Raw genomic sequence first — 13356 nt, 5'->3', positions numbered from 1 at the left:
GGGGGAATGTGGAGATTGTGTGGAGATTCAGCCTGCTCGCGATTGGCCGTAACTCGGTCTTAAGGCAGGTGTAACTTCACCTCCACACCGCCGTCGACATTACCAATACTCATCGTACCGCCATGCAGCTTGACCACTTCCTCGACAAAATTGAGCCCGAGCCCGGTGCTTTTGCGCCCACTGTCGGGACGCGGCAATGAGTAAAAACGCTCGCTCAAACGCGGCAGCGCGTAGTCGGGAATCGGCTCTGCCTGATTGAAAAGCTTGAACTCGACCTGCTCGCCTGTCCGTTCGGCGGTGAATCGCAGCACACCTTCAACAGGGGTGAAATCCAGCGCATTGTCCAGCAGATTACCCAACGCCTGACGCAGCAGAAATGGCTCGCCGATCAGCGCCAGATCCGATGGAATCGTTTGCTCTACGCGCAACTGTTTACCTTCGATTCGCGCAGATTGCGCGTTCAGCAGGCCATCCACCAAAGCCGCCAATGGCACCGCCACCCGCTGCTCCAGCCCTTGGCGTTGCTCGACCTGCGCCAGGTTCAAAAGCCGCTCGATCAGCTGCTGCATGCGCGCACTTTCACTGTCGATATTGCCGACGAAACGTTGCCGCTGTGCCAGAGGCATTTCGCCCTGTAACAGTTCCGCCGCGCCACGAATCGCCGCCAACGGACTCTTCAGCTCATGGGTCAAGGTGTGCACGTAACGTTCGACGTAGGCCTTGCCTTCAAGCTGCGTGCGCATCTGCTCCACTGCCGTGGCCAATTGCTCCAGCTCACCGCCGCGATAATGCGGCACTTCAACCCGCCGGCCTTCACTGACGCCTTGAGCGTACGCCGTCAATCTTCGCAGGGCTCGGCTGAGCCACCAGGACAACAACGCACCGAACAGCAGACCGAGACCGATCAGCCCGGCGCCGTAAGCCAGCAACCGGCGTTCCGTGCGATCCACATAGGGCTGCAACGAGCTGTTTGGCTTGGCCACAGTGACCACGCCGATGATCTGGCCGTTGTCGCGAATCGGCGCGCCGACGTGCATCACCGAAGACCCCGGATCGTTCGGGTCATTGCGCGTGGAGCGTGCGCCGTATTCGCCACGCAGGGTCAGGTAGACGTCGTTCCAGCGCGAGTAATCCTGCCCCACCGCCGTCCCGCTGGAGTCCAGCACGACGAAGCCCTTGGCGTCGGTGACGTAGATGCGGTGGTTGACCTGATTCTTTGGCAAGCCCCAGATTTTCGCTCCGGGCTGTCGCTCACCATAGGCCTTGAGCAGTTCCGGCCAGCGGTTCTGGTTGAGGCTGCCGGCCTTGAAGTCGTCGCGCAGGATCTCGGCCATCAGGTTGGCGGTATCGACCAGGGTTTCTTCGGTGGACTGGCGCACGCCGGGGCGGATCTCCTGCATGACCGTGTTGAGCACAAAGTAGCCGGTCAGGCCGATGAACAGTGCGTAGACCAGAAAAATCCGGATTCCCAGCGGCATCAGCTTTGTCCCGGGTTGTAGCTGTAGCCGAGGCCGCGGTGGGTCTGGATCGGTTCGGCGTCAGCCTTCACCAATCGCAACTTGGCGCGCACGCTCTTGATGTGGCTGTCGATGCTGCGCTCGTAACCGGCGTCGGCGGCCACGCCCAGGGCATCGAGCAACTGTTCGCGGCTGAAGACTCGCTCGGGCTGCTCCAGCAGGCATTGCAGCAGACGGAATTCATGGCGGGTCAGGGTCAGCAGTTGACCGCGATAACTGATTTGCACACGCTCACTATCGATGCGAAACAGCGTCGCCGACGGGTCGCTCACCGTGCGGGGCGCCATGCGCTTGAGAATCGCCCGGACCCGCGCCGCCACTTCTCGAGGGCTGAACGGTTTGACCACGTAATCGTCGGCGCCGATTTCCAGGCCCACGACGCGATCGATTTCGCCATCCCGGGCGCTGAGGAACATCACCGGCACTTCGCTGAAGCGCCGCAGTTGCTTGCAGGTTTCGAAGCCGCTGATGTCCGGCAGGCCGATATCGAGAATGATCAGATCCGCCGGGGTCTGGCGCTGGTGCTCCAGCGCCGCCGCGCCCAGGCTCAGCCATGTGGTGGTGAAGCCCTCGCCTTGCAGGGCGAAAACCAGGGTGTCGGCAATGGCCGCTTCGTCTTCGACAATCAGGATATGAGGCATGGCGTCCGAGCCCGGCAGTGATGTGGGCGAACGGTGACTCAAGGGGGAATCGGCGTCAATCAGGCTGTGTTAATTGGCGGCGAGGCCTGTGGTACCTAGCAGTTCTGCTAGTAGGCAATGGATGAAAAGAAGCTGATTCTGATAGCCCGTCTTTTTGGTACTGACACGGAGACCAGTCAATGCCTTCGCACTCTCACAAAACGACTCTGCTGGCAACCGATCATCAGCGCTCGGTAATAAACGCCCTGGACGAGAATCGGCCACACCCCATCGCCTACACACCCTATGGTCATCGCCCAGCCGACATCGGCTTGCTCAGCCTGCTGGGTTTCAACGGCGAACGGCCGGACCCGCTGACCGGGCATTATCATTTGGGTAACGGATATCGGCAGTTCAATCCGGTGTTGATGCGGTTTAACAGCCCGGATAGTTGGAGTCCGTTTGGGGAGGGTGGATTGAATGCTTATGCGTATTGTGGGGGAGATCCGAGGAATCGTGTAGATCCAACCGGCCACTCATTTGGGATACTGAGCCTTTTTAGAAGAACAAATACATTGGCCAGGACATCTACCAAATCCCCTGAAGCAATAGCTACCGCAAAGAAAATAGCGTTTATGGAACAAGGCATGCGCTACAAAAAGCAAAACTTAGGCTATCAACTTGATGAAAAAGCAGCAAAGCTAAAACTGGACAAAATAAAAATTGAAGAAATAAACACCTACACCGACATTATCAAAGACAGTAGTTCCGAATTAATAAATAAAATAAAAGAATTGATAAGCAACATGCCAGACTCCCCCCAGAGGACGAAAGCAATTAATGGCTTCAACGCACCCATTCAATTTCCAACCGTTATAAACCCTTCATCCTCCAGAGATCATGCAGTGCTCGCATTGCACTCTGAAGCAATGTACTTCAATAATCACCTTGGCACTTTAAACCACCTCCAAAAGAAAGTAACGACTATGCCTGCGTCTACTCAAAATCAAATTCGACAACTTTCATAGAGCACTATCTACAACCACTCACTTTCGCATCGAACATTTTCATGGAGTTGCGAGCAGTTTCTCTATGCTCGACTTCACCTCTTCAATCTTCAACAATCCGGCTTGTCCGCGGTAAAACGCCGCGCCGGATTCACCGCCGCGCCAAACTCACGCAACGCCTTGGCCCCAATCAGCAACGGATAGTTGAAGCTGCTGCGGTCAGTCAGGTTGACCTCGACCGTGCGCTTGACGTTGCCCAGGCACAACTCCAGATCGACCACCGGACGCTTGGTCGGCGCGGCCACGTCTTCATCCTCGTCTTCTTCGGAACGAGTCTTGATCTTGCTGATGCGTGCGATCTTGTGCTCGTAGACCTTGTTGCTCGCATCCTTGGTCGCGAGGCGGAAACGCACCCAGTCTTCACCGTCGCGGGTAAAGGTCTCGATGTCCTTGGCCGACAGCGACGCAGTCAGCGCGCCGGTATCCATCTTGGCCTTTAGCACTTCGCCGCCGATTTCCGGCAGGGCGATGTATTCGTAACGACCATAGAGGGTCGGCTCGGCGGCCATGACCGGCAGGGCGATGAAGGAGAGCACTGCAAGGAGGGATTTCACGTAATGGGTTTCCATGAGAGTGAGCAGTCGGATTTTAGACCGTCGTGCGCTTGATCGTTCCCACAAGGTTACCGACCCAAAAGTGAAACATTCGTCAGCACCGATTTGGCCTGTCGCCCGAAGCTGCTTATCATTGCGCGCCCAACCGCTTCCACGAGTGACTTATGCGCCGCCTGCTCACCGGCTGTTTCGTGACCCTGCTGCTCCTGCTAAACACCCTGATCCTGATCGGACCGTTGATGGTGTTTGCCCTGCTCAAACTGATCCTGCCCGGCCGTTTTCGCGATTACGCCTCATGGTCGGTGATGTGGATCGCCGAGACCTGGTCCGAGATCGACAAGCTGATCTTCCGTGTCTGCATCCCTACCCAATGGGACATCCGTGGCGGTGACGATCTGCGTCGCGACACTTCATATCTGGTGATCAGCAACCATCAATCCTGGGTCGACATCCCGGCGCTGATCCAGACGCTGAACCGGCGCACGCCGTTCTTCAAATTCTTCCTCAAGAAAGAGCTGATCTGGGTGCCCTTCCTGGGCCTGGCGTGGTGGGCGCTGGATTACCCGTTCATGAAGCGCTACAGCAAGACGTTCCTGGCGAAATACCCGGAACTGGCCGGCAAGGATCTGGAAATCACCAGACAGGCCTGTGAATTGTTCAAGCGCCAACCAGTGACGGTGGTCAACTACCTCGAAGGCACCCGCTTCACGGCGGCTAAATGTGACCAGCAACAGTCGCCGTTCAATCACCTGCTCAAGCCCAAGGCCGGCGGGGTGGCCTTTGTGCTGGCGGCGATGGGTGAGCAGCTGGACGCGATTCTCGATGTGACAGTGGTTTACCCGCAGCAGACGATTCCGGGGTTCTGGGACTTGATCAGCGGCAACGTTCCGCGGGTCATCATCGACATCAAGACTCGCGAACTCGACCCGGCGCTGTGGCAGGGCGATTACGAAAACGACCCTGCGTTTCGCGAGAAGGTCCAGAATTGGGTCAACCAGCTCTGGATCGAGAAGGACCGGCGCATCGACGCGTTGCGCGCCGGGCGCCGCTGAATCAGCTACCGGTGCTGGTGCCCCAGATGCTGCCCAGGCTGCTCAGCAGCGAACCGCCGACGCCCTGCTGACCGAAGTATTGCAGGAGTACCGGGGCAAACTGGCCGATCATGCCGCTGTCCATGCCCAGGGCGCTGAAGGCGTTGTTCAGGTCGTTGGTGTCCTTGACGTTGCCCAAGGCGTTGTCCAGCCCTGCTGCTTTGCCGCTGGAGCCGAGCAGCCCGGCCAGTGCCCCCAACTCCCCGCCGCCCGAGAGCATGTCGATGCCCGGCACGCTTTTGGCCAGTTCCGAGTAGTCGGTCGAGCTCAACTGGTTCTTCGCCAGCCCCAGCATCGCCCCGGCGCCGCCAACGGCTTGCTCTGGGGTGATGTCCAATTCACTGAGGGTGCTCAGCAGGTTGGCGGTCTGCGGTGTCGGTGCAGCAGTCGCGGCCGCGTCATCGCCCTGCATGCCGGCAATGGCATTGACCGCATCGCCCAGATTGAACTGTGCGAAGACCGGGCTGGCTGCCAGGGTCAGGAGTGATGCCAGTGCAAAACCGCGTGAAATCTTCATTCAGACATCCTCTTGTGCCATGAAAAACGCCCGGCTTACGGGCGCAAAGCTGCCGATTTGACCGGGCAGACGCGGGCATGTTCCTCAGATCTCCATCCATTTACCATCCGCTCGTCACAAAGCAGCCCTGAAGCCTGCGGCACTATCAGATCTGCCAGTAGGCGGCTTTGTTCGAATGCACCACAGTAAAACCCTGGATCGACAAACTCATTCAGGAACCCGCCCATGCTCCCCAATCGAGAAACGCGGTTCTGCAGTTACCGCTACGACCCGCTGGATCGTCTGGTTGATTGCACGCCCTCTGCGCAGGCCCCCACCCGACGCTTTTACCTGAAAGATCGTCTGGCCACCGAGATTCAAGACGCGGTGCAGCGTTCGATCATGCAGCACGACGATCAACTGCTGGCGCAGCAACAGCGTCAGAACGACACCGCAGAAACCCACCTGCTCGCCACTGATCAACAGCGTTCAGTGTTGAGCGTGCTCGATGCAACTCGCCCCCATCCTCTCGCTTACTCGCCCTACGGTCACCGACCTCCCGAAAACGGCTTGCTAAGCCTGCTCGGCTTCAACGGCGAACGGCCGGATCCGGTGACGGGATGCTATTTGTTGGGGAATGGTTATCGGGGGTTTAATCCGGTGTTGATGCGGTTTAACAGTCCGGACAGTTGGAGTCCGTTTGGGAAGGGTGGGCTGAATGCCTACACGTATTGCGTGGGGGATCCGGTGAATCGAAAGGATCCGACGGGGCATTTTTTTCAATTTCTTCGGCCTCTTTGGGTCGCTGCCAAACCCTTGCTGCGTGCGGTTGGACTCATCAGTAAACCGGCCCGTCCTGCTACTGCTGCATTTTCGATGACCAATGTCGCTGTACCTAACGTGAGGCCCGGATTTCCACCTCCATACTTCCCTGACAACAACCCAGTTCACATTTTACTTGATCATGCCCCTGAGCAATTTCAGCCGCTGCTGCCGCCACCAGCCTATTCCTCTCCCCGAGCATCAATCTCCCTTGGTTCACGGAGACCGAGCCTTTCCTCCCAAGGATCGCTCGATACCCCATCAACAATCGATGATAACTTTGATAACCTCTTGTACCCACCCAATCAAATCAATATGGGACGGTCAATTGTCTCCGGGTCAACCTCACTACCTACATCCCCGCCAACATATAGTAGTTCTCAAGTAACCAATGCTAGAAAACTCGTTGATGATTTTTTTGCGCAGACAGTAGAAGCTCAGCGCTCCGAAGTAATCAAGAAGTGGAATTTATCAATGAAGGGAATACGTCAAAACAACAATTAAGCAACTTGATCGTTCTCAAGCTCTGTCTGGGAGCGCCGCCTGTGACGTTGCTAGCAGTTTTGCTATAGGAAACGGCGGCCAAAAAGGAGGCCGCCGTTTTTGTTTGCTCTAAAAACTCACGCCGCACTAAACATCTTATGCGGATCAATCACAAACTTCTTCGGCACGCCCGCGTCAAACTCGCCATAACCCTGCGGCGCCTGATCCAGGCTGATCACCTGCACGCCCACCACTTCGGCGATGTTGATGCGGTCCCACATGATCGCTTGCATGAGCGCGCGGTTGTACTTCATCACCGGGGTCTGGCCGGTGTGGAAGCTGTGGGATTTGGCCCAGCCCAGGCCGAAGCGGATGCTCAGGCTGCCCATTTTCGCGGCAGCGTCGACAGCGCCCGGGTCTTCGGTCACGTAGAGGCCGGGGATGCCGATCTTGCCTGCCACACGCACCACGCCCATCAGCGAGTTGAGTACGGTGGCAGGTGCTTCGTGTTTCACGCCGTCATGGCCATGGCCACGGGCTTCGAAACCAACGGCGTCGATGGCGCAGTCGACTTCCGGCTCGCCCAGCAGTGCGGCGATCTGTTCGTGCAGCGGCGTGTCCAGGGACAAGTCGGCGATCTCGAAGCCCTGAGCCTTGGCGTGGGCCAGGCGCACGGTGTTGACGTCACCGATGATCACCACCGCCGCGCCCAACAGACGGGCCGAAGCAGCCGCCGCGAGGCCGACCGGACCGGCACCGGCGATGTACACGGTGCTGCCCGGGCCGACGCCAGCGGTCACGGCACCGTGATAGCCGGTCGGCAGGATGTCGGAGAGGCAGGTCAGGTCGCGGATTTTTTCCATCGCCCGGTCGCGATCCGGTAGTTTCAGCAGGTTGAAGTCGGCGTACGGCACCATGGCGTATTCGGCCTGGCCACCGGTCCAGTCGCCCATGTCGACGTAACCATAAGCACCGCCCGGACGCGCCGGGTTGACGCTCAGGCAGACGCCTGTGTGCATTTCTTTGCAGGAACGGCAGCGCCCGCAAGCCACGTTGAACGGAACAGACACCAGGTCACCAATCTGCAGGTTCTCAACGTCGCTGCCCTTTTCGATCACTTCACCGGTGATCTCGTGACCCAGGACCAGACCGGTTTGAGCGGTGGTACGGCCGCGCACCATGTGCTGGTCGGAACCACAGATGTTGGTGGAAACCACGCGCAGGATCACGGCGTGGTTAATTTTCCTGCCACGCGGGTCCTGCATTTTCGGATAATCAATACTCTGCACTTCGACCTTGCCAGCGCCGAGATACACCACACCACGATTGCCAGACATGCTTTCACCTCGCTGTTGTTTTTATGGAACCGCGTTGCCCAGGCAGGCAGCGCGTTAAATGCTCGGGTTATTGCCGTTGTCATTTGTGTTGCTTGTAAGGGCCTCATCGCGAGCAAGCTCGCTCCCACAGGTTTTTGTGTCGTTCACAAATCTTGTGTCCGCCCCCGATCCACTGTGGGAGCGAGCTTGCTCGCGATGGCGATTTAAAGAACGACCGTTCTGTTGGCGTTCAAAAACACTCTTCTCTCGATGTGATACCCAACCGCCCTCGCCAAAGTCAGCCCTTCGATATCCCGCCCCTTGGCGATCAGGTCTTCCGGATAATGGCTGTGGTCCACTGCCTCCACACCCTGGGCAATGATCGGGCCTTCATCCAGGTCGTTGTTGATGTAATGCGCGGTGGCGCCGACCAGTTTCACGCCCTTGTTGTAGGCCTGATGGTAGGGCTTGGCGCCCTTGAAACCGGGCAGCAGGGAGTGGTGGATGTTGATCGCCTTGCCATCGAGCTTGCGGCATAGCTCCGGCGACAGCACTTGCATGTAGCGCGCAAGGATCACCAGTTCCGCACCGGACTCTTCAATGACCTGCCAGACCTGACGTTCCTGGGACGGCTTGTCGTTCGGATCCAGCGGGAAGTGGTAGTACGGAATCTGGTGCCAGTCAGCCAGTGGCTTGAGGTCCGGGTGGTTGGAGACCACGGCGGCCACGTCCATCGACAACTGGCCGATGCGCTGGCGATAGAGCAAATCGTTGAGGCAGTGATCGGCCTTGGAAACCATGATCACCACTTTCGGCCGGTAGTTCGGCGCGGTCAGTTCGAAGATCATGCCGAAGGCTTCACCGCGCTCGGCGAGGCCCGCGCGGAAGGACTGCTCGTCGAAACCGTCAGGCTGGCGGAATTCCACACGAATGAAGAAACGGCCCGAGAGTCGGTCATCGAAGGAATGGTGCTCGGTGACGTAGCAGCCCTGCTCGAACAGAAAGCGGGTCACCGCGTCCACGGTGCCGAGGACGCTGGGGCAGTCGGCGGTCAGAATCCATGTGTCTGGGGCGCGGCTCATGGTGCGGTGACTCCTGTGATATCTAAAGATGACGCTGCATCTTGTGGGAGCGAGCTTGCTCGCGATGGGCGTCAACGATAACGCGTACTTACTGGATCAACGCGTCGCCCTCAAGTCCATCGCGAGCAAGCTCGCTCCCACAAGTGATCGCCTCCATGGCGGGTGGTGATCAGGCCTGAACGCTGAGGCCGAATTCGGCAGAAGCATCCTGCAACCACAGCCACCAGTAATCCGAGAAGCTGCGACGAATCAGCAGTTCCCAGGTGTCTTCGGCGGTGTGACGGATCATCAATTGCGACTTGGCGAACACCGTGCCGACGGCTTTGCCCACCGGGAAGTTGTTCGGGTGCACGTCGTAGCTGGTGGACTTCATCAGTACCTGGCGCACGTTCGGGCCGCTCAGTTCGAGGAGTTGCTGGCCGCCGCTGACATTGACGATCGCAATGTGCAAATCGCCCAGCGCTTTGCGCAGTTTTTGCTCGGCGGCCAGTTCTTCACCGGTCGGCACGATCAGCAGCCACTCATCCGGCCCCATCCATTGCAAACTGGTTTCGCCTTTGACGATGACGCTCAGCGCGCCCGGCAACTCGATGCCCAGGGCCTTGTGCACGCCCGCGGCAAACGCGGCATCGTGGCCATCGCCGCGGATGGTCAGGTGGCCGAGGAGTTTTTTCTCACGCACGGTCACGCCGGCGTTCTTGCGACCCTTGCCCACCAGGCTGGCGAGGTCGGCGTGATGCAGCGACGACTCGGCCTTGGCCCCGGAGGTTGGGCGTTGTTGGTAAACATTGGCTGCGGTCATAAAGCACCTGTTTTGAATTCTGTTGGTTCTGGCCCTTGTGGTGGCTGTTCTATCGCCATCGCGAGCAAGCTCGCTCCCACAGGGGTTAGGCGATCTCCTGTGAGAGCGAGCTTGCTCGCGATGGCGGCAGCTCACACCCCACAGGACCCGAAGCCTTTACACGTTCTGGCGCTCACCCTTCGGATCGAAGAACACCGAAGAAACGATTTCCGCCTCGATCACGCTGCCGTCCGCCAATGGCGCGAAGACACGCTCGCCCATGCGGTTCAGGCCGCCCTTGACTACGCCCATGGCGAACGAATAGCCCAGGGAGTTGTGCAGGTAACTGGAAGTCACGTGACCCACCATGGTCATCGGGATGGCTTGCTTGGTGTTGAACACCAGTTGCGCACCTTCCGGCAGCCATTTGGTCGGATCGATCGGTTTCAGGCCAACCAGTTGCTTGCGCTGATCACGCACGCAGTCTTCACGGTTCATGCCACGCCAGCCGATCCACGAGAACGGTTTGGTGCGACCGACACACCAGCCCATGTTCAGGTCGTCCGGGGTCATCGAGCTGTCAGTGTCCTGACCGACGATGATGAAGCCCTTCTCGGCCCGCAGCACGTGCATGGTTTCTGTGCCGTACGGCGTCAGGTTGTACTTCTTGCCGGCGTCGACGATTTTTTCCAGCACGCCCATGGCGTAGTCGGCTTGCACGTTGACTTCGTACGACAGTTCACCGGTAAACGAAATCCGGAACACCCGCGCCGGCACACCACCGACCAGACCTTCTTTCCAGGTCATGAACGGGAAGGCTTCGCTGCTCAGGTCGATGTCGGTGACTTCAGCGAGCAGCTTGCGGCTGTTCGGCCCGGACAGGGTCATGGTCGCCCAGTGGTCGGTGACGGAGGTGAAGTACACCTTCATGTCCGGCCATTCGGTCTGGTGGTACAGCTCCAGCCACTGCAGCACACGAGCCGCGCCGCCGGTGGTGGTGGTCATGACGAAATGGTTGTCGGCCAGGCAAGCCGTCACGCCGTCGTCGAAGACCATGCCGTCTTCTTTGCACATCAGGCCGTAACGGGCCTTGCCCACATCGAGCTTGGTCCAGGCGTTGGTGTAGACGCGGTTGAGGAACTCACGCGCATCCGGGCCCTGGATGTCGATCTTGCCCAGGGTCGAAGCATCGAGCAGGCCGACGCTGTCGCGCACGGCTTTGCATTCGCGCTTCACCGCGGCATGCAGGTCTTCACCGGATTTCGGGAAGTACCAAGGACGCTTCCACTGGCCGACGTCTTCGAACTCGGCGCCGTTTTTCAGGTGCCATTGATGCAGTGCGGTGTAACGCACCGGCTCGAAGATGTGCCCACAGTGACGACCGGCCACGGCGCCGAAAGTCACCGGCGTGTAGTTCGGACGGAACATGGTGGTGCCCATCTGCGGGATGGTCACGTTCAGCGAGCGGGCAGCGATGGCCAGGCCGTTGACGTTGCCGAGCTTGCCCTGATCGGTGCCGAAGCCCAGTGCGGTGTAGCGCTTGACGTGCTCGACCGACTCGAAGCCCTCGCGGGTCGCCAGTTCGATGGCGGCGGCGGTGACATCGTTTTGCAGGTCGACGAATTGCTTCGGTGCCCGTGCGGTGCTCTTTTCATGGGGCACCTGGAACAGCGCCAGGGTCGGCTCTTCGAGACGGCTCAGGGCTTTCGGCAGTACGCCTTCAACCGTCTGGAATCCGGCTTCAGCAGCGGCGCGAGCGCCACCTTCAAAACCGTCGGCCAGGGAATCGCCAAGGCCGTAGACGCCGTTGATGCCACCGACGCACACGCGTTTCTGCGGTGCTTCGCCCGGTACGAAACCGAGGATGTCTTCACGCCAGATCGGCTTGCCACCCAGGTGCGAAGCCAAGTGAACCACCGGGCTGTAGCCACCGGAGCTGGCGACCACGTCGCAGTCGAGCCATTCGCCTGGGCTGGTCACGGTGTGGGCTTTGACGTCGATGGCGGCCACACGGGCAGCGGTCACGTGCTTGCTGCCACGAGCCTCGATCACGGCACTGCCGGTGAGGATGCGGATGCCTTTGGCGCGGGCTTCTTCCACCAGCGCACCACGCGGATTGCTGCGGGCGTCGGCGATGGCCACCACTTGCAGGCTGGCATCGAGCCAATCCAGGGCAACGCGGTAGGCGTGGTCGTTGTTGGTCGACAGCACCAGCTTCTTGCCCGGTGCCACGCCGTAACGACGCACGTAGGTCGAGATGGCGCCGGCGAGCATGTTGCCCGGCACGTCGTTGTTGCCGTAGACCAATGGACGCTCGTGAGCGCCGGTTGCCAGTACCACGCGATTGGCGCGGACCCGGTGAATGCGCTGACGCACCTGGCCAATCGGTGCGCGGTCGCCGAGGTGATCGGTCAGGCGCTCGTGAATGGTCAGGAAGTTGTGGTCGTGGTAGCCGTTGACGGTGGCGCGCGGCAACAGCAGCACGTCCGGGGTGTTCTTCAGCTCGTCGATGACGCTGGCCACCCACTCCATCGCAGGCTTGCCGTCGAGGCTTTCGCGGGAATCGAGCAGGCTGCCGCCGAACTCTTCCTGTTCATCGGCGAGGATCACCCGGGCACCGCTGCGCGCAGCCGCCAGGGCAGCCGCCAGGCCAGCAGGGCCAGCACCGACGATCAGCACGTCGCAGTGCTGGTTCATGTAGTCGTAGGTGTCCGGATCGTTCTCGGTCGGCGAGCGGCCCAGGCCGGCAGCCTTGCGGATGTACTTCTCGTAGGTCATCCAGAACGATTGCGGGTACATGAAGGTTTTGTAGTAGAAGCCCGGCGGCATCAGCTTGCCGCCGACCTTGCCGAGAATCCCCATCATGTCGTTGTTCACGCTCGGCCAGCCGTTGGTGCTGGTGGCGACCAGGCCTTGATACAGCGCCTGTTGCGTAGCACGCACGTTCGGGATCTGCGTGGCTTCGGTGGCGCCGATCTGCAGTACCGCGTTCGGCTCTTCGGCACCGGCGGCGAAGATGCCGCGCGGACGGGAATACTTGAAGCTGCGACCGATGATGTCGACGCCGTTGGCCAGCAGTGCAGCGGCCAGGGAATCGCCTTCAAAGCCTTTGTAGTTCTGGCCGTTGAAGGTGAAGGTCAAGACTTTGTTGCGGTCGATCCGTCCGCCATTGGACAGGCGATTGATCTGGCTCATACCTTCTCTCCCAGAGCCGTGCTGGCCGCTTTCGGGCTATCGGTCTTGTCGGTGAATTGTGGCTTGGTGCCGATCTTGTAGGTTTCGAGAATCTCGTAGGTCACGGTGTCGCGGGTGACGTTGAAGTACTGACGGCAACCGGCGACGTGATCCCACAGCTCGTGGTGCAGACCGCGCGGGTTATCGCGGAAGAACATGTAGTCGCCCCACTCCTCGTCGGTGCAACTGCTCGGGTCCAGTGGGCGCGGGATGTGCGCCTGGCCGGATGCATGGAATTCCTCTTCGGAGCGCAGTTCGCCGCAGTGAGGACAGAAGATATGCAACATAGGGAT

The 13356-nt window shown here is 59.5% G+C and carries 11 protein-coding genes and 1 pseudogene; 3 read left to right on the top strand and 9 right to left on the bottom strand.

The annotated features are described in order from the left end of the window. Positions 1–59: 59 nt before the first annotated feature. Complete coding sequence (creC, locus tag AC1RP7_RS06020) at positions 60–1478, bottom strand: two-component system sensor histidine kinase CreC (RefSeq protein WP_493181339.1); 1419 nt, start codon at positions 1476–1478, stop codon at positions 60–62. Next, positions 1478–2158, bottom strand: a complete 681-nt coding sequence (gene creB, locus AC1RP7_RS06015; protein ID WP_493181340.1) for a two-component system response regulator CreB — start codon at positions 2156–2158, stop codon at positions 1478–1480. Before creB ends, creC begins: the two co-directional genes overlap by 1 nt. 197 nt (positions 2159–2355) lie before the next feature. Here creB and AC1RP7_RS06010 point away from each other — a divergent pair. Then, positions 2356–2712, top strand: a pseudogene (locus tag AC1RP7_RS06010) (RHS repeat-associated core domain-containing protein); the annotation flags it as partial. A gap of 542 nt (positions 2713–3254) precedes the next feature. Here the strand turns inward: AC1RP7_RS06010 and rloA2 are convergent. Further along, entirely contained in the window at positions 3255–3758 is a 504-nt protein-coding gene (rloA2, locus tag AC1RP7_RS06005) for a retropepsin-like aspartic peptidase RloA2 (protein ID WP_493181341.1), read from the bottom strand. A 164-nt stretch (positions 3759–3922) separates the two neighbouring features. Here rloA2 and yihG point away from each other — a divergent pair, with 164 nt between their 5' ends. Continuing rightward, on the top strand, positions 3923–4810 hold the full coding sequence (gene yihG / locus AC1RP7_RS06000) for a 1-acylglycerol-3-phosphate O-acyltransferase, YihG family (protein ID WP_429522185.1): 888 nt from the start codon (positions 3923–3925) through the stop codon (positions 4808–4810). A gap of 1 nt (position 4811) precedes the next feature. Here the strand turns inward: yihG and AC1RP7_RS05995 are convergent, their stop codons facing one another. Continuing rightward, positions 4812–5366 (bottom strand): DUF2780 domain-containing protein, encoded by a 555-nt coding sequence (locus AC1RP7_RS05995; RefSeq protein WP_493181342.1) that lies wholly within the window; start codon positions 5364–5366, stop codon positions 4812–4814. A 225-nt stretch (positions 5367–5591) separates the two neighbouring features. Between AC1RP7_RS05995 and AC1RP7_RS05990 the strand changes: the two genes are divergently transcribed. Next, entirely contained in the window at positions 5592–6671 is a 1080-nt protein-coding gene (locus AC1RP7_RS05990) for an RHS repeat-associated core domain-containing protein (protein WP_340313361.1), read from the top strand. A gap of 116 nt (positions 6672–6787) precedes the next feature. On the opposite strand, the gene fdhA is transcribed toward AC1RP7_RS05990, so the two are convergent. The 5 genes from fdhA to AC1RP7_RS05965 form a co-directional block, all read right to left on the bottom strand. Continuing rightward, positions 6788–7987 carry a formaldehyde dehydrogenase, glutathione-independent gene (fdhA, locus tag AC1RP7_RS05985; RefSeq protein ID WP_090451825.1) on the bottom strand — a complete coding sequence of 400 codons (1200 nt, stop codon included), beginning with the start codon at positions 7985–7987 and terminating at the stop codon, positions 6788–6790. Between the two features lie 203 nt (positions 7988–8190). Then, positions 8191–9048, bottom strand: coding sequence for a formyltetrahydrofolate deformylase (gene purU, locus AC1RP7_RS05980; RefSeq protein WP_007981374.1), 858 nt, complete (start codon positions 9046–9048; stop codon positions 8191–8193). Between the two features lie 169 nt (positions 9049–9217). Continuing rightward, complete coding sequence (locus tag AC1RP7_RS05975; protein ID WP_043302458.1) at positions 9218–9850, bottom strand: sarcosine oxidase subunit gamma; 633 nt, start codon at positions 9848–9850, stop codon at positions 9218–9220. A 156-nt stretch (positions 9851–10006) separates the two neighbouring features. Beyond that, positions 10007–13024, bottom strand: a complete 3018-nt coding sequence (locus AC1RP7_RS05970; RefSeq protein ID WP_090451827.1) for a sarcosine oxidase subunit alpha — start codon at positions 13022–13024, stop codon at positions 10007–10009. Beyond that, entirely contained in the window at positions 13021–13350 is a 330-nt protein-coding gene (locus tag AC1RP7_RS05965) for a sarcosine oxidase subunit delta (RefSeq protein ID WP_057713000.1), read from the bottom strand. Before AC1RP7_RS05965 ends, AC1RP7_RS05970 begins: the two co-directional genes overlap by 4 nt. Between the last annotated feature and the right edge of the window lie 6 nt (positions 13351–13356).

It is taken from the genome of Pseudomonas sp. GW822-FHT01E03 (assembly GCF_058802985.1).
The sequence above is the reverse complement of the archived record's forward strand: the minus strand, read 5'-3'. Positions and strand labels throughout refer to the sequence as shown.